General features: G+C 70.8%; 13 protein-coding genes and 1 tRNA gene. All 14 read right to left on the bottom strand.

Going from position 1 to position 16,707, the window contains the following annotated elements; all coding sequences use genetic code 11:
• Positions 1 to 166 precede the first annotated feature (166 nt).
• The 14 genes from ELR47_RS01540 to dnaA all read right to left on the bottom strand — a co-directional run bounded on the left by ELR47_RS01540 (position 167) and on the right by dnaA (position 16,480).
• Entirely contained in the window at positions 167 to 2,392 is a 2,226-nt protein-coding gene (locus ELR47_RS01540) for an S-layer homology domain-containing protein (RefSeq protein ID WP_165403779.1), read from the bottom strand.
• 252 nt (positions 2,393 to 2,644) lie between these two features.
• A tRNA-Ile gene (locus ELR47_RS01545) sits at positions 2,645 to 2,719 on the bottom strand.
• A gap of 100 nt (positions 2,720 to 2,819) precedes the next feature.
• Positions 2,820 to 3,350 (bottom strand): DUF3566 domain-containing protein, encoded by a 531-nt coding sequence (locus ELR47_RS01550; protein ID WP_165403780.1) that lies wholly within the window; start codon positions 3,348 to 3,350, stop codon positions 2,820 to 2,822.
• Between the two features lie 28 nt (positions 3,351 to 3,378).
• Positions 3,379 to 6,009 (bottom strand): DNA gyrase subunit A, encoded by a 2,631-nt coding sequence (gyrA, locus tag ELR47_RS01555; RefSeq protein ID WP_370469401.1) that lies wholly within the window; start codon positions 6,007 to 6,009, stop codon positions 3,379 to 3,381.
• Between the two features lie 197 nt (positions 6,010 to 6,206).
• The gene (locus tag ELR47_RS01560) at positions 6,207 to 6,488 is read right to left on the bottom strand and encodes a hypothetical protein (RefSeq protein WP_130648291.1); all 282 of its coding nucleotides are present in this window, start codon (positions 6,486 to 6,488) and stop codon (positions 6,207 to 6,209) included.
• On the bottom strand, positions 6,488 to 6,730 hold the full coding sequence (locus ELR47_RS01565) for a hypothetical protein (RefSeq protein ID WP_130648292.1): 243 nt from the start codon (positions 6,728 to 6,730) through the stop codon (positions 6,488 to 6,490). Before ELR47_RS01565 ends, ELR47_RS01560 begins: the two co-directional genes overlap by 1 nt.
• Positions 6,731 to 8,752: a DNA topoisomerase (ATP-hydrolyzing) subunit B gene (gene gyrB, locus ELR47_RS01570; RefSeq protein WP_130648293.1), complete on the bottom strand. Its 2,022-nt coding sequence runs from the start codon at positions 8,750 to 8,752 to the stop codon at positions 6,731 to 6,733.
• 295 nt (positions 8,753 to 9,047) lie between these two features.
• Positions 9,048 to 9,971 carry an Fpg/Nei family DNA glycosylase gene (locus ELR47_RS01575; RefSeq protein WP_370469399.1) on the bottom strand — a complete coding sequence of 308 codons (924 nt, stop codon included), beginning with the start codon at positions 9,969 to 9,971 and terminating at the stop codon, positions 9,048 to 9,050.
• A gap of 99 nt (positions 9,972 to 10,070) precedes the next feature.
• Entirely contained in the window at positions 10,071 to 10,736 is a 666-nt protein-coding gene (locus ELR47_RS01580) for a TlpA family protein disulfide reductase (protein WP_130648295.1), read from the bottom strand.
• A gap of 47 nt (positions 10,737 to 10,783) precedes the next feature.
• Positions 10,784 to 11,302: a disulfide oxidoreductase gene (locus ELR47_RS01585; protein ID WP_205745385.1), complete on the bottom strand. Its 519-nt coding sequence runs from the start codon at positions 11,300 to 11,302 to the stop codon at positions 10,784 to 10,786.
• Between the two features lie 371 nt (positions 11,303 to 11,673).
• Positions 11,674 to 12,231: a DciA family protein gene (locus ELR47_RS01590; RefSeq protein WP_130648296.1), complete on the bottom strand. Its 558-nt coding sequence runs from the start codon at positions 12,229 to 12,231 to the stop codon at positions 11,674 to 11,676.
• Positions 12,228 to 13,391 (bottom strand): DNA replication/repair protein RecF, encoded by a 1,164-nt coding sequence (recF, locus tag ELR47_RS01595; protein WP_130648297.1) that lies wholly within the window; start codon positions 13,389 to 13,391, stop codon positions 12,228 to 12,230. The genes ELR47_RS01590 and recF overlap by 4 nt, the downstream gene beginning before the upstream one ends.
• 4 nt (positions 13,392 to 13,395) lie before the next feature.
• The gene (gene dnaN / locus ELR47_RS01600; protein WP_130648298.1) at positions 13,396 to 14,508 is read right to left on the bottom strand and encodes a DNA polymerase III subunit beta; all 1,113 of its coding nucleotides are present in this window, start codon (positions 14,506 to 14,508) and stop codon (positions 13,396 to 13,398) included.
• A 376-nt stretch (positions 14,509 to 14,884) separates the two neighbouring features.
• Positions 14,885 to 16,480 (bottom strand): chromosomal replication initiator protein DnaA, encoded by a 1,596-nt coding sequence (gene dnaA / locus ELR47_RS01605; protein WP_276319917.1) that lies wholly within the window; start codon positions 16,478 to 16,480, stop codon positions 14,885 to 14,887.
• Between the last annotated feature and the right edge of the window lie 227 nt (positions 16,481 to 16,707).

Genomic DNA, 16,707 nt, shown 5'->3' on the forward strand with positions numbered 1-16,707 from the left:
TAGCCACCGTGGTCCCGGCCGTGCCGGCCCGAGCCGGACGTCTGGCCGAGTCGCTGACTGGCGTGGACATCACGCGACACGACGTGGACGGGCCGCCGGGTGATGGTCGTCCCACCACCCGACGGCCCGTCGTCGACACGCCGGCGATCTCCGCCGACGGGGCGTATCAGTCCGAGTCGGTCTGGAAGATGCGCCCCTGCACCTGCGGGCTCACCGGGGAGGTGTCCTGCAGGTACTCGATGATGTAGTTCTCGAGCGGGTCACCGAGCAGCACGACCGACGCCGAGATGTTCGGGTAACCGTCACCGCCGACGGCCATGAAGTCGTTCATGGCGATGCGGTGGGTGGCGGCCGCGCTGAGGTCGACCGGCGTGCCGTCCTCGACGTCGGGGTGCTGCCAGTACTCGACGCTGGTCACCACACCGCGCGGGAACCCGTTGTTCTGGTCCAGGGGGACGGTGCTGTCGATCCGGTAGCCGATCCGCAGCCCCGAGACCTGGATGAAGCGGCCTCCGCCGATCTCCCGCACGCCGTTGGCGAGGATCGCCTCCAGCGTCGGACCGTCGACCTCGGCCACGGCGACCGTGTTGCCGAACGGCCACACCTCGAGCACGTCACGCCGGGTGATCTCGAAGTTGCCGTCCTCGTCGACCTGCTCCTCGTTGGTCAGGTCGGCGCGCAGCCCGCCGGAGTTCTGGAACGCGAAGTCGACGTCCTCGAACTGCTGGCGGAGCGCGTCGGTCGCGAGGTTGCCCTGCGCCGACTCTGCGGACCGGGTGGTGCGGGGGATCTCGACGGTGCTGACACCGACGACCTCGGCGAGCGCCGGGCCGGCGAGCTCCTCGTAGCGCTCGATGAGCTCCACGATGCCCGGGTGCGGTGCGACGTCGCGGGTGACGGGCGTGTTGCGCGCCGCGGCGGCGGCGACGTCACCGGTGGAACGGTCGACGTGCATCTCGATGTTGGTGAAGATCGTGCCGTACTCGCCGGCGCTGGTCACCAGCTTGCCCTCGTACTCGCACACGTAGGAACGGTGCGTGTGGGCGGTCACGACCACGTCGACGGCGTCGTCGAACTCCGCGATCGCCGTGGCGGCGGCGCCACGGAAGTTCTCGCACTGGTTGTAGGTGCCGTCCTGGGTGCCGCCCTCGTGCATCAGCACGACGATGGCCTCGATGCCCTCGTCCTGCATCTCCGTGACCGCCGCGTTGACCGCGTCGGCCTCGGCGAGGAACTCGAGTCCCTCGATGCCGGTCGGGTTGACCACGGTCGGGGTGTCCTGCGTGGTCACGCCGACGAAGCCGACCTCGATGCCGTCGAACTCGTAGGCGACCCAGCTCTCGGTCAACGGCTCGCCGGTGACCTCGTCGACGACGTTGGCCGACAGGGTCTCGAACTCCTGGCCCTCGAATTCGGTGCCACCGCGGTAGTCGCAGTCGCCACCGAAGCAGCCACCCTCGAGCCGGCGGAGCACGTCGTCCGCGCCACGGTCGAACTCGTGGTTGCCGACGGTCTGGACGTCCATCCCCATGAGGTTGGCGGCTTCGACGGTCGGGTCGTCGAAGAACAGGTTGGAGAGCACCGGCGTCGCGCCCACGAGGTCACCGGCGTCGACGTGGAGGGAGTTGCGGGCGCGGTCGCGCACGTTGGCGAGATGCGTCGCCAGGTAGGCCGCACCACCGACGGGCACGGACGCCGAGGCACCCTCGGGCGTCAGGCTGACCGACGGGGGCGCGAGGCGACCGTGGATGTCGTTGGTCGCGACCAGGGTCACGTCGACGCGGAAGCCGCGGTTGATGAAGGCGGCCGCCTGGTCGCGACGCAACAGGCCGGTGGGGCCGAAGGTCGTGGCGGTGGTACCGCGGGCGATCCCGAGCTCGGCGAGCGCGTTGACGTACCCGGCGTGCACGTTGCCACCGAGGTCGGTGAACGGACCCGTGGTCACCTCGTCGACCTCGAAGGCCCGCCCGAGCATCGCGGCGGCCTGGTCACGGCGGATCGTGGCGTTGGGCCGGAAGGTGTCGTCGCGGTAGCCGAAGATGATGCCGGCCTCGGCGGCGGCGGCGATGGCATCGGCGTGGTGGGTCCCCGCCACGTCGGTGAACTGCGGCGCACGCTCGTTGTCGAGTCCGAAGGCGCGGGTGACGATCGCGGCCATCTGCCCGCGGGTCAGCCGCTGACCTGGACGGAACGTGCCGTCGTCGTAACCGGCGAGCACGCCCTCGGACGCGAGCAGTTCGATCGACAGACGATGGGTGGCGGTGGCGCTGACGTCCGAGAAGCCGGTGGTCGGCGTCGTCTGCGCATCGGCGGTGGTGGCGGGCAGCAGTGCAGCCATCATGGCCAGTCCCGTCGCCCCGGCGAGCAGGCTGCGCCGCCTGCTGCGCTGCATGGCGAATGTCCTCACGTTGCTCTCTCCAAACTGCTCCCGGCGGCCGCCGGGAGGCAACGTCGGCATCCTTTCGGCCAGGCCACCGTCGGGCAAGCCCTGTCGTGTCGGCGCGCGTCGACCGCGCCGTCGCCAGCGACCACACCACGCGCCGGTCGACGGGTGATGAACGTCCGGCGAACCGGACACGACGGGCTCGTCGCTCGGAGACGAGCGAGCCCCCGCACCATGGACGGTGCGGGGGCTCGTGTGTCGTGGGCCAAGGAGGACTTGAACCTCCGACCTCACCCTTATCAGGGGTGCGCTCTAACCAAGCTGAGCTATTGGCCCGAACGAACGCGGGGCGCCGACGCGGCCCCGCAGCGTCGCGAAGCGTACCGAGCCGCTCGCGAGGAGGCGAACCGGGGCACGCCCGCCCCGCCGATCCCGTTCAGCGCGGACCGAACAGGTCCTCGTCGGTCTCCGAGACCGCGCTCGACCGCCGCGCGGGCTGGGGAGCAGGATGCGGGTCGGCCTCCGGTTCGGCGCGCCGTTCGGGGGCGGCCTCGGTCATCACGGGTTCGCGCCGGGGCCGGCGCCGGGCCCCGGCCGACGGTCCGGTGGTGCGCGAGGCGACGGCCCCCTCGTCGACGACCCCGAGGGTCAGGCCGCCGGTCAGGTCCGCGATCAGGTTGTAGAGGAACGCGAGGAAGACGAACACCGCGGTCTGCACCACGACCCCGAGCAGGCCGAGCAGGATGAGCGCCCGGAACAGGTTGCCGGCGTTGACCCCGCAGGCGGTGAAACCGACGTCGAGCGCGATGGAGCAGGCCTGGTCGACCAACTGCAGCCGGTCGATGACCATCCACACGACCGTGGCGACCAACAGCCCCACGGCCAGCAGCGCCAGGTTGACGACCACACCGAACTTCAGCATCGACCACGGGTCGATGCGTTTGACGGTCAGGCGGCGTCTCGCCACGTTCTGCTCCTCGAAAGTTCGCGGAAGCCTACTCGGCGTCCCCGTCCGCGTCGGTGCGCTCGACACCATCATCGGCGCGTGCAGCCCCGTCATCAGCGGTTCGGGCACCTTCGTCGGCGCGCTCGGCACGCTCGCTGGTGTCGGCGCCGCCGTCCGCGTCGGGGACGCTCGGCGACGGTTCGGCGGCATCGTCGTGGTCGACCACGAGGGTCACGGCGACCACGCTCGCCCCGTCGCCGGGCTTCATCAGGCTCACGCCCTGGGTCGCCCGACTCATCGGTCGCACGTCGGCGAGGTCCATACGGATGATGACGCCGGTGTCGGACACCAGCAGCACCTCCGCCTCGAAGGGCACCACCAGCGCCCCGGCCAGGCCGCCACGTGCCTCGCTGAGCTTGACGGTCTGGACGCCCTGCCCGCCACGCTTCTGGGTCGGGTAGTTGACCATCGGCGTGCGCTTGCCGTAACCGCCGTCGGTGACCACCAGCAGATAGGTGTCGTCGTCGGCGTCCTGGCTGCCGACCACGCCCATCGCGAGCACCTGGTCCCCGTCCTCGGACCCCGCGTCCGAGGCGTCACCCTTCAGGCGCATGCCACGCACACCCGCGGCCGAGCGGCCCATCGTGCGGGCGTCGTCCTCGGGGAACCGGATCGCGTAGCCCTTGCGGCTCACCAGCACGACGTCCTGATCACCGTCGGTGACGGCCACACCGATCAGTTCGTCACCGTCGTTGAGGTTGATGGCGATCAGCACCGAGCGCGGCGAGTCGAACGCGTCGAGCCGCGTCCGCTTCACCGTGCCCTGCTTGGTGGCGAACACCAGGTGGCGGTCACCGCTGAAGTCCTTGAGCGCACGCACGGCCGCCACGGTCTCGCCCTGCTCGAGCGCGAGCCCGGGAACGTTGGCGACGTAGACGCCCTTGGACGCGCGCGACTTCTCCGGGACCTGATAGCCCTTGATGCGGTAGACGCGGCCACGGTTGGTGAAGAACAGCAGGTGGTCGTGCGTCGAGCAGGTCAGCAGGGAGGCGACGATGTCGTCCTCCTTCATCTCCGCTCCCCGCACGCCCCGTCCACCGCGCTTCTGGATCCGGAAGGCGTCGACCGGGGTCCGCTTGACATAGCCGGCCCGCGTCAGGGTGATCACCACGTCACCGACCGGGATCAGGTCCTCGACCGTCATCGCGCCCTCGTCGGGGACGATGCGCGAGCGGCGGGCGTCGGCGAACCGGTTGCGGACCTCGGTGAGCTCGTCCTTGATGATGGCCCGTACCCGGGCCGGGTCGCCGAGGATGTCGCGCAGTTCGGCGATCAGTCGCTGCAGTTCGTCGTACTCGTCCTGGATGCGCTGCCGTTCGAGCGCCGCCAGCCGACGCAGCTGCATGTCGAGGATCGCCTGCGCCTGCACGTCGGAGAGCTCGAAGCGCTCGATCAGTTGCAGCTTGGCGGCGTCCGCGGACTCGCTGCGACGGATCAGCTCGATGATCTCGTCGATGTGGTCCAGCGCGATCAGCAGGCCCTGCAGGACGTGGGCCCGATCCTCGGCCTTGCGCAACCGGTAGCGGGTGCGCCGGGTGATCACGTCGACCTGGTGGCTGATGTAGTGGCTCAGCGCCTGGTCGAGGGTGATCGTGCGCGGCACCCCGTCGACGAGCGCGAGGACGTTCGCGCCGAAGGTGTCCTGCAACTGCGTGTGCTTGAAGAGCTGGTTGAGCACGACCTGCGCGTTCGCGTCGCGCTTGAGGTCGATGACGATGCGCATGCCCTCGCGCGAGGACTCGTCACGCAGGTCGGCGATGCCCGACAGCACCTTGTTGTTGACCAGTTCGGCGATCTTCTTGAGCAGCGTCGCCTTGTTGACCATGTAGGGGATCTCGGTGACCACGATGCGTTCGCGGTCACGTCCCTTCTCCGGTTCCTCGATCGTGCACACGGCACGAACCTTGATCGACCCGCGACCCGTGGTGTAGGCGTCGATGATGCCCTGGTTGCCCAGGATCAGCCCACCGGTCGGGAAGTCCGGCGCCGGCACGAAGCGCATCAGGTCACTGGCGGTCAGCGTCGGGTCGTCGATCAACGCGATCGTGGCGTCGATCACCTCACCGAGGTTGTGCGGCGGGATGTTGGTCGCCATGCCGACGGCGATGCCGGAGCTGCCGTTGACCAGCAGGTTCGGGAAGCGGGCCGGCAGGACGACCGGCTCGTCCTCGTAGCCGTCGTAGTTGGGCACGAAGTCGACGGTGTCCTCGTCGATGTCGCGCAGCAGCTCCATCGCGAGCCGGGACAGCCGGGCCTCGGTGTAGCGCATGGCCGCCGCGGGGTCGCCGTCGACCGAACCGAAGTTGCCGTGCCCGTCGATCAGCTCGTAGCGGATCGAGAAGTCCTGCCCCATCCGGACCAGCGCGTCGTAGATCGACGAGTCACCGTGAGGGTGGTACTTCTTCATCACGTCGCCGACCGCCGACGCGCACTTGCGGTAGGGCCGGTCGGGGCGCAGCCCGGTCTCGTCCATCGAGTACAGGATGCGACGGTGGACCGGCTTGAGTCCGTCGCGCGCGTCGGGCAGGGCGCGTCCGACGATCACCGACATCGCGTAGTCGAGGTAGGACGAGCGCATCTCGTCCTCGATGACCACCGGCTCCACGCGGGCCGCGAGCACCCCGCCGGTCTCGTCGAGCGGCGTGCCGTCGTCCGCGCGGGCGACCGGGTCGCCGGGCGTCGGTTCGGGCGTACCGATCGGCGTCTCGTCGGGGATTTCCCCGTCGGGACGGCGATCGTCACCGGAGGGCGGCGTGGGTCCGTCGGACACGAGGTGCTCCGTCTACGTCAGCGTGCGGTCCGGGTGCCGGGGGGCACTCAGCGGGCGTCGTCGACGCCGGCCGCGGGGTCGGTGGGGTCCGAGGGCGTGCCGTCGGAACGATCGGGTGCCCCCGGGAACCGGGGTGAGGGCGGGGTGGCCTCGTGGAAGGTCTCGGCCCGGCGGGCCGCAGCCCAGATCAGCAGTCCTGCGACCAGGCCGGTCACGGCACCGGCGACGAGCGCCCCGCCGAGCTCGAAGCCGAGGAAGGCGCCGAGGCCGGCGACGGTGGCGAAACCGAGGAACGCGGCCAGCAGCGCGGCACGCGACGTGCGGTCCATCAATGCCTCCTTCGCCAGGAACGGTCACCGTGCGGATCGGGGTCGGTGCGGTCACCGTGGCGGGCGCGTCGGACGGCGACGGCACCCAGCACGAGCAGCCCGGGTGTCCCGGCCAGGACGACGACACCGACCATGCCGGCCAAGCCGGCGGTGTCCCCACCCACGAGCTCGGGGGCGGTACCCACGACGAGCAGGACCAGGGCGAGCACCCCGGCACCCAGCCACCACAGGGCGCGCCGCACTCAGACGTCCAGTGTCGCGTACTTGGCGTTGGTCTGGATGAAGTTGCGGCGCGACTCGACGTCGTCACCCATCAGGATGGAGAACATCTCGTCCGCGACCGCCGCGTCGTCCATGGTGACCACCTTCAGCGTGCGCTTCTCCGGGTTCATGGTGGTGTCCCAGAGCTGGTCGGCATCCATCTCGCCCAACCCCTTGAAGCGCTGGACGTCGATCTTCTTGTCCTTGGGGAGCCGCTCGAAGATCGCGTCGCGCTCGGGATCGGAGTAGGCGTAGAAGACGTCCTTCTTCCGGGTCGGATGCGTGATCTGGTACAGCGGCGGCTGCGCCAGGTACACGTAGCCGGCCTCGATCAGCGGCTTCATGTGCCGGAACAGGAAGGTCAGCAGCAGCGTGCGGATGTGGGCGCCGTCGACGTCGGCGTCGGCCATCAGCACCAGCTTGTGGTAGCGGGCCTTGGCGACGTCGAAGTCGTCGGCGAAGCCGGTCCCCATCGCCGTGATCAGCGCCTGGACCTCGGTGTTGGACAGCACCTTGGGCAGTCGGGCCTTCTCGACGTTGATGATCTTGCCGCGGATCGGCAGGATCGCCTGCGTCGCCCGGTCGCGGGCCATCTTCGCCGAGCCGCCGGCCGAGTCGCCCTCGACGATGTAGAGCTCGGAGACGGCCGGGTCACGCGACTGGCAGTCGGCGAGCTTGCCCGGCAACGAGGTCGACTCGAGCAGCGACTTGCGGCGGGTGAGGTCGCGGGCCTTGCGGGCCGCGATGCGGGCCTGGGCCTCGCCCTCCGCCTTCTGCACGATCAGCTTGCCCTCGCCGGGGTGCTCCTCGAGCCACTCGGCGATGCGGGCGTAGGTCGTGGTCTGCACGAACGACTTGACCTCGGTGTTGCCGAGCTTGGTCTTGGTCTGCCCCTCGAACTGGGGGTCGCCGACCTTGACCGACACGATCGCGACCAGACCGCTGCGCAGGTCGTCACCGGTCAGCGACTCGACCTCCTTGGAGCGCAGCAGGCCCTTGTCCTTGGCCCAACGGTTGATCACCGAGGTGATCGCCGTGCGGAACCCCTCCTCGTGGGTGCCGCCCTCATGGGTGTTGATCGTGTTGGCGAACGACAGGATCGCGTCGTTGTAGTCGTTGATCCACTGGCAGGCCAGCTCGACCGACTGCGGGCCGTTGGGGCCTTCCTCCTCGGCCTCGAAGTGGATCACGGGGTGCAGCCCGTCCTTGGCCTTGGTGGTACGGATGTGGTCGACGAAGTCGCGCAGTCCGCCGGGTGCGTGGAAGACGAGCACGCGCGGCTCGCCCGGCGTGGCGTCCTCGGGCAACTCGGCCGCCTCGAGGTCGCGCTCGTCGCGCAGGGTGATGCGCAGGCCCGCGGTCAGGAACGCCGTGTCGCGCAAGCGGCGCGAGATGGTGTCGATCGAGAACTCGGTCGCCTCGAACACCTCCGGATCGGGCCAGAAGGTGACCGTGGTCCCCGTCGTCGAGCCCTGGATCGTCTGCTCGGCCGCGGACGCGTCGCCCACCCGCTCGACCTGACCCTGCGGGACGCCCCGGACGTAGGACTGGCGGTACAGCCCTCCGTCGCGGCGGACCTCGGCCACGAGCAGTCGGGAGAGGGCGTTGACGACCGAGATGCCCACGCCGTGCAGGCCACCGGACACCGCGTAGGCCTGCGAGTCGAACTTGCCGCCCGCGTGCAGCACGGTCATCACGACCTCGAGCGCCGAGCGGCCCTCCTTCTCGTGCAGGTCGACCGGGATGCCCGAACCGTCGTCGGCGATACGCACACCGCCATCGGCGAGCAGCGTCACCTCGATCGCCGAACAGCGGCCGGCCAGCGCCTCGTCGACGGAGTTGTCGACGACCTCCCACACCAGGTGGTGCAGACCCCGCGGTCCGGTGGAACCGATGTACATCCCGGGGCGCTTGCGCACCGCCTCGAGCCCTTCGAGCACCGTGATGTTCTTCGCGCTGTAGTTCCCGTTGCCGGCGATCGGTGCGTCCGACGACCCGGTCACCGGGGTACCGGCGGGCGCACCGGAGTCAGGCAGGCCGGAATCAGGGGCAGGAGCCAACGCAGGAGCCTCTCTGGGCAAGGGCGCCGTACACCAACGCAGGCGACGGCAGGAACGACCAGCCTACCAGACCGGCCCTCGTCCCCAGCGGCATCCAGGACGACGGTGCAGCGACCGGACCCCGCCCACGTACCCTCCCACGCGGAGCACCCGCGACGCCCCCGAGGCGGTCTACGAGCGTCACGGGACGGTGGCCGGACCGCCCATGGTGGCACCGGGCTCGGGTCGTCGGAACCCCTCAGGCGCCCTCGAGCTGGTCGACGGTCCGCGGCCAGTCGTCCTTGAGCAGCCGGGACAGGCTGCGGTCGGCGAGCAGCTTGCCCTCGGTCTGGCACCGGGGGCAGTAGTTGGTCTCGTTGTCGGCGTAGCGGATGCGCTGGATCCCGGTGCCGCAGACCGGGCACGGCTGTCCGAACCGGCCGTGCGTCGCGAAGTCGGCTCGGAACGCGGTGACCGCCTCCGGGAAGCCGTCGCCGGTCTGCTCGCGCAGGCGCGTCACCCACGCCTGCAGCACCTCGTGCGTGGCCGCGTGCAGGCGGTCGAGCTCCTCGTCGGTGAGCTGGCGGGTGCGCTTGACCGGGGAGAGCCGGGCCGCGTGCAGGATCTCGTCGCTGAAGGCGTTGCCGATCCCGGAGAAGCGCCGCGGATCGGTCAGCGCCCGCTTGAGCGTGCGGTTCTCGAGCTGCAGTTGCGCGGCGAAGTCGGCACGGTCCGCGCGCAGCGGATCGATCCCACCGCGGTCGTGCTCGGCCAGCGCGTCCTCACCGCGGACGACGTGCAGCGAGGCACGTTTCTTCGTGCCGGCCTCGGTCAGCAGCAGGGTGCCGTCGCCACGTTCGCCACCGGTGAAGTCGAAGGCGGCCATCCCGACCTTGCCCGGCACCTTGGCGCCCGGGTCGCGCCACCGCAGGCGGCCGGCGATCATCAGGTGCAGCACGGCGAACAGCGGGCCGTCCGCGTCGTCGAAGACGAACACCAGGCGCTTGCCGAGGCGCCGCAGCCCGGTGACGCGCTGGCCCTCGATCGCCGAGACGGGGGGGTCGAAGGTCTTGAGCAGCGAGAACCCGGTGATGCGCACCTGCTCGAGGCGCGCGCCGAGCACCCGTGGCCGCAGGGCCGCGAGGTAGTCCTCGATGTCGGGGAGTTCGGGCACGCCGGTCATCCTCGCGCGCCGACGTCGGCGGCGCAACGCCGTCGACCCGGCGCGTTCGGCGGGCAACCGGTCGGTCGCGCACCGGCTGCCGGTGTCGTGCGGTGGGACTCAGCCCTGCGCGAGCACGTCGGCCATCTGCTGGACCTGATGCATCTCGAGACGTCCCGAGGCGCGGGCAACGACCTGACCTTCGGCGTCCAGCGCGACCCAGAACGGGGTACCCGACATGCCGTAGGCCCCGGCGATGGTGCCCTCGGCGTCGTCGACGATGGTCTCGCCGGTGTAGCCCTCGCGCTCGAGCCAGTCGGTCGGCGGCCAGTTCGGTCGCGTGTTGTCCAGCCCGGTGACGACCGCGGTCAGCGCCACCTCGTCGGGCAGGTTCCCGCCGTCGAGCCACCCGACGAGTTCGGGCAGTTCGGCCTGGCAGGCCGGGCACCACGAGGCGAGGAACACCAGCAACTCGGGCCCGTTGCCGGCGCCGATGGTGACCGCGCCGCCGCCCTCGATCGCCTGGCCGTCCACCTGCGGGGCGCGCTGACCCAGCGCGGGGTCGGCGGCGGTGTCCCCGCCGAAGTCGGGCAACGGGTCGGTGACGACGCTCGGTGAACCGGCGACGTCCTCCACCGTGACCGCGGAGCTGGCGTCGTTGGCGGTGAAGACGGCGATCAGAATGGCGACGCCGAGCACGGCGAGCGCGCCGAGGACCAGCGGCAGCCGCGAGGGCTTGGTCGACGTCCTCGCCGGCGGACGCTTGCGGGTGACGGTACTGGGCATGATCTGCTCCGAGGTGGAGGGGGACGCCGCGAGCAGCGGGCGGTGGTTCAGGCCCGCCGGTGTCCCGCACGGGCGACGAGGACGAGCACGGAGATGGTGATGAAGCCGATGAGGGCCATCGTGGGGATGGTCAGGAAGCCGAATTCCTCCACCCACCGGATCGTGCAGGGCGCGGTCGGGTCGCAGACGCCGGACCCGAGCGCAGGCAGGCGTTCGACCGCGACGTGCCAGGCGGCGATCACGGTGCCGATGCCGGTGATCGGGAGCACGGTGCGCCACGCGGCCGCGTCCCGGCGCAGGGCGGCGACGCCGAGCACGACCACCAACGGATACATCGCGATGCGCTGGTACCAGCACAGGACACAGGGGAGGTAGCCGGCGACCTCCGAGAGGTACAGCGAACCGCCGGTCGAGACCACCGCCACGGCGGCAGCCAGGGGCAGGGCGGCCTCCCGCGCCCGGTCGGACACCCGACCGCGCACGAGCGCCACGACCCCGGCGAGCGACACGCCGAGGGCGAGCAGGGCGAGGAGCGCGAGGAAGCGCTCGACCACCGCGGTCAACACGGCTGGCGGCTCCTTGGCGAAGGGATCGGACGGATCGGACGTCGGGGACGGGCGCAGTGGCCGGCCCGAGCTGCAGCCGGCGCAACGAGCACGGCGGGCGCGCTGTGGAGAGGGTCGGCCGTCACCCCGGGTCGCGTGAGGGCACAACGGACCGCACCGGGAGGACCTTCGACCGCACGACCGGCCGCTACCGATGCAGTCGTCGTCGTGGCCTGCCCGGTTCCCGGACCGGGCGGGCGCCGTCCGCGCCGCTCGGCGACGGTCGGGACCGTCCGCCGTGCGCACGCGGCGCGGGGGGGCCCGGCCGCTCGACGCGGCAGGGAAGCCGGCTGCGTGCGACGCGCCTCGGGGTAGGCAGACGCCGCTCCTACTCAGACGTCGGGCTCGACGCGCCCCTCGAGTGGGCCAACCGTCAGCCGCAGGTCCCGAACGGCGTCGGTGCCCAGGACCGCGCGCGCGTTGGTCACCAGCTGGGTGGTCAGATAGCGCAGCTGGGTCGCCCAGACCTGCGACTCGGCACGAACGACGAGGGTTCCCCCGGCGAGCCGCACCGGCTCGCATCGGCTCGCCAGCTCGGGACCGACGATCTCGTCCCACCGTGACCAGGCCGTGGCGCCGCGCAACCGTTCGTCCCAGCCCCGTCGGCGGACGAACGACTGCAGGCTGTCGCCGATCGGCGTGGGCGGGCTGATGCGGCGGATGCCGTCCGTCTCCGGTTCCGCGACGGTCCAGTCCTCGTCGGTCGGCGGCCCCGGGTCGTAGCTGCGCCGCTCACGGTCGGCCCGCTGGCGTTGCTGGCGGGCACGCTTCTTGGCGTAGACCTGCTCGTCGCGATCCTGCCACCCGGCTCGTCGCGAGGCGACGGTCGGATCCTCGCGACGGGGCTGTGAGGACCGGCTCCGCGAGTCCCGTGAACGGCGGCTGGTCATCTCCCCTCCGGGGGCCGGGGGAGGGCCGATGAGCGACCGTCCTCGAGGCGCACGTCGACCTTCGCACCCTGCAGGGGGACGTCCTCCTCGACCGCCGCCGTCACCAGCACCTGGTCGAAGCGCTCGCAGGCGGCGGCCAGGCGCTTGCGACGGGTGGTGTCGAGCTCGGCGAACACGTCGTCGAGCAACACGACCGGACGGTCGCCCACGTCCGCGAGCACCTCGAAGGTCGCGAGCTTGAGCGCCAGCGCCAACGACCACGCCTCGCCGTGGCTGGAGTAGCCACGGGCCGGCAGTGAGCCGATGGTGAGCTCGAGGTCGTCGCGGTGGGGACCGACGAGGCTCACCCCCCGCGCCAGTTCGTCGCCGGCGAGCTCCGCGAGCGAGTCGCGCATCGCCGCGGCGATGGGCGCAGGGTCGGGCACGACCTCGTCGGGCGCGCTCTCGATCGGGCCGGCCGAGCAGCGGTAGGCCAGACCGATCGGCTCCGGTCGGTCCGCGAGGTCGCGGTAGAAGGCGTCGACCGGCCTGGCCAGGGTGCGCACGGCCGCCAAGCGTGCGGCCACGACGGCGGTGCCGTGCGTCACCAGCTGATCGGTCCACACGGCCAGCGTCGACGCCGCCGACTCCCGTGCGGTGGACGGCAACGAGCGCAACTGCTTGAGCAGCTGGTTCCGCTGGCGCAGCGCCCGCTCGTACTCGCTGCGGGCGGCGGCGAACGCCGGGCGGCGCTGCGCCAACAGCTCGTCGAGGAAACGGCGCCGCTCGGCCGGGTCCCCTCGGACGACCGCGACGTCCTCCGGGGCGAACAGCACCACCCGCAGCACACCGAGGGCGTCCGCCGCGCGTCGCACGTCGTGCCCGTCGACCCGGGTCCTCGTGCGCCGCGAGGAGCCCAGCTCGAGCTCCAGCGTGCGGCGACGTCCCTCGTCGGTGAGCGCCTCGAGCCGGATCACGCCGATGTCGGCGCCGGCCCGCACCAGCGGGCCGTCACCGGCGACGCGGTGCGAGTTGCCGGTCGCCGCCCGGTGCACCGCCTCGAGCAGGTTGGTCTTGCCCTGCGCGTTGGGCCCGACCAGCACCGTCACGCCGGGCGACAGCGACAGGGTCACGCGCTCGTAGGAACGCACGTCCTGGAGCTCGAGACGCGACAGCCGCACCGACTCAGCTGACGCGCATGGGCATGAGCAGGTACGTCAGGTCGTCGACCTGGCCGTCGTCCGCGTGCGGACGCAGGACGGCCGGCTTGAGCCCGTCCCGCAACTCCACGCGGATCCGCTCGGTCCCGGTGGCTTCGAGGCCCGCCAGCAGGAATCCGGGGTTGAACGCGATGGTCAGGCCGTCACCGTCGATCTCGGCCGGTAGCGCCTCGGCGGCGTCGCCCATCTCCTGGTTGCTCGCCTGCAGGTCCACGCTGCCGTCACCGAACGTGAGGCTCACGGGCGTGTTCGCCTGGCCCATGGCGACGATCGACACGCGCTGGAGGGCTTCGACCAGGGTCGCGCGTTGCACGACGACCGAGGTCTCGTGGGCGTCGGGCAACAGGGCGCGGTAGTTGGGGAACGTGCCCTCGATGAGCTTGGTGGTCAGCCGCCGGTCGCCGAACAGGAACGACACCTGGCCGGTCTCCATCACGATCGTGACCGCACCGCCCACCTCGCTGGCGGCCTTCGCGGCCTCCTGCAGGGACCGGGCCGGCACCAGTGCCGTGCCCTCGACCGCTTCCTCCCACGCCAGCGAGCGCACGGCAAGGCGATAGCTGTCGGTCGCCGCCGCGGTGAGGGTGTCACCGGCCGCCTGCAGGTGGACGCCGGTGAGCACCGGACGACCCTCGTCGGAGGATGCGGCGCGGGCGACCTGCGAGACCAGACGAGCGAAGGCATCGGCCTTGACCACGCCCTGAGGTGCGTCCTCGGCCGGCTGCGCCAGGGTCGGGAAGTCCTCGGCCTGCATCCCGCGCACGCGGAAGGTCGCACGACCGCAGGTGATCTCGACCCGGTCGGGCTCACCGGTGACCTGCACCGGCGCGTCCGGGAAGCGCGCCACCAGTTGCGACAGCAACCTCCCCGGGAGCAGCACCCGTCCCGGCTGGTCGATCTGCACGGGGATCGAGATCTCGGCCGCCACCTCGAGGTCGGTGGCACGACAGGTCAGGCGTCCGTCGGCGGCCTCGAGCAGGACTCCCGACAACGCCGGCAGCGTGACCCTGGCCCCGACGGTGCGGGTGGCCCAGGACACGGCCTCGGCGAACTCGGCTCGCTCGGCACGCAGCTTCACGTGGCTTCCTCTCTACCCGTGCAGTTGTGCACACCGCTGATGAAAGACGTGAGAGAACAGAGAGATCTCGTGTCCGTCGTAGGGGGTGTGGAAAGTGTGGATGATGAGCTGTTCGTGCAGGTCAGACCCGGTTTCCGGGTTGTGGTTCCACTGGGGACGACCGGTACGTCCATCCCCAGGTCGAGCAATGACAGGCGTGTGCTTCCACCGCGCCGCGGCATTCTCCACCGACGGTCCACCGGTCGTCCCCAGTGCTTGGCGACCACCGCCCCCACGCTGTCCACGCGTCGGGCACGGTCGTCCACGCCCGGTGCACAGCTCGTCCCGAGGGCCGTCCACGGGTTTTCCACACCGTCCTGTGGAAACTGTGGACGGCTCATGGGCGGCGCGCCCGCGTCTTGATGCGGTTGGTGAGCTCCTGCACCTGGTCGTAGATGGCCCGGCGTTCCTGCATGAGGCCGGCGATCTTCGACTTGGCGTGCATCACGGTGGTGTGGTCACGTCCACCGAAGGCCTTGCCGATGCGGGGCAACGACAGGTCCGTCAGTTCACGCGTGAGGTACATCGCGATCTGCCGTGCGGTGACCAGTTGGCGGCTGCGCGACGGCGAGCACAGGTCCTCGACGGTGAGGGAGAAGTAGTCGGCGACCTCGTCCATGATGAGCTGGACCGAGACGTCCTGGTCGCGGTCGTCCGGGAACAGGTCCTTGAGGACCATCTCCGCCATGGCGGAGTCGGCAGACGATCGCTGGAGGCTCGCGAAGGCGCTGACGCGGATCAGGGCGCCCTCGAGCTCGCGGATGTTGGACTCGACCTTCGAGGCGATCAGTTCCAGCACCTCGGGCGGGACGCCCAGCCGATCGGACTCGGCCTTCTTGCGCAGGATGGCGATCCGGGTCTCGAGATCCGGTGGCTGCACGTCGGTCATCAACCCCCACTCGAAGCGGCTGCGCAGCCGGTCCTCGAGGTGGGCGATCTGCTTGGGCGGCCGGTCGCTCGAGATCACGATCTGCTTCTCGGCGTTGTGCAACGCGTTGAAGGTGTGGAAGAACTCCTCCTGCGTGCGCTCCTTCTGCTCCAGGAACTGGATGTCGTCGATCAGCAGGACGTCCGCCTGGCGGTAGGTGCGCTGGAAGGTGGTGATCCGGTCGTCACGGATGGCGTTGATGAACTCGTTCGTGAACTGCTCGGTCGTGATGTAGCGCACCCGCAGCCGTGGATACAGGTTGCGGACGTAGTGTCCGATCGCGTGCAGCAGATGGGTCTTGCCCAGTCCGGCGCCGCCGTAGATGAACAGCGGGTTGTACGACTTCGCCGGTGCCTCCGCCACCGCGTTGGCCGCCGCGTGGGCGAACCGGTTCGAGGAACCGATGACGAAGTCGTCGAACGAGTACTTGGGGTTGAGCTGGGTCTCGGGCTCGACGTCCTCGGGTCGGGAGCTGCGCTCCGGAACCGTGTGGATCGGTCCCGCCGGTCGCCCGGGGGCCTGCAACGGTGCCGAGGACGCCGACGCCGGCACCTGGTGGTCACCGACGACGTCCTCCGGTTCCCGTGCGGGGGCGCCGGGCGATGGTGGGGTGGCCGCGGGCAGCCCACCATCGCGCGCCGCTGCCGGAGCCGGATCCGGGCGCAGGGACGGCGTCTGCTCGGAGGCACCCGTCGGCGAGCGGTCACCGTCGCCGGTGGCGAGGTGCTCGATCGGCTCCGGGCGCGGCTGGACCGTGATGACGACGTGCAAGGGACGACCGGCGGCGCTGGACAGTGCCTGGCGGATGCGGTCACCGCATCGTGTGTCGAGCCACTCGCGCGCGAAGGAGTGCGGGCTGGCGAGCACGACGGTGTCGTCGCTGAACCCGACGGGCTGCGTGGCGGCCAGCCACTGCCGCTGAGCCGGGGACGAGACGGTGCCCATGACCACCTCGAGGCTCTGTTCCCAGAGCGTCTCGAGGTCGAGCGTCGAGGGTCGTGACACGCCTGCTCCTGCCGGTCCGGGGTCGGGGGACGTCGGGTGGACGGCCCTGAGCGGTCCGCTCGTGCCTCGGCAGCGCGCGCACTGCACCCCCTGACGAACACTGTCCACAACAGCGTCCACAGGTGTGGATAGCGCAACTCGCCCGTCGATTTCGACGCGAAGCAGGCCGCAGGGGGAAGGTTCGTCGGCTTCGGCACCCTCGTCCCGACCGGGTCGGACCCGGGGAC

It is taken from the genome of Egicoccus halophilus, assembly GCF_004300825.1.
Lineage (GTDB): Bacteria > Actinomycetota > Nitriliruptoria > Nitriliruptorales > Nitriliruptoraceae > Egicoccus > Egicoccus halophilus.

Bases quoted from the DNA above. Each gene is read 5' to 3' on its own strand.
- ELR47_RS01590 (WP_130648296.1), bottom strand. From the start codon at position 12,231: ATGACCAGCCGCCGTTCACGGGACTCGCGGAGCCGGTCCTCACAGCCC.
- ELR47_RS01580 (WP_130648295.1), bottom strand. From the start codon at position 10,736: ATGCCCAGTACCGTCACCCGCAAGCGTCCGCCGGCGAGGACGTCGACC.
- ELR47_RS01560 (WP_130648291.1), bottom strand. From the start codon at position 6,488: ATGGACCGCACGTCGCGTGCCGCGCTGCTGGCCGCGTTCCTCGGTTTC.
- ELR47_RS01575 (WP_370469399.1), bottom strand. From the start codon at position 9,971: ATGACCGGCGTGCCCGAACTCCCCGACATCGAGGACTACCTCGCGGCC.
- ELR47_RS01540 (WP_165403779.1), bottom strand. From the start codon at position 2,392: ATGCAGCGCAGCAGGCGGCGCAGCCTGCTCGCCGGGGCGACGGGACTG.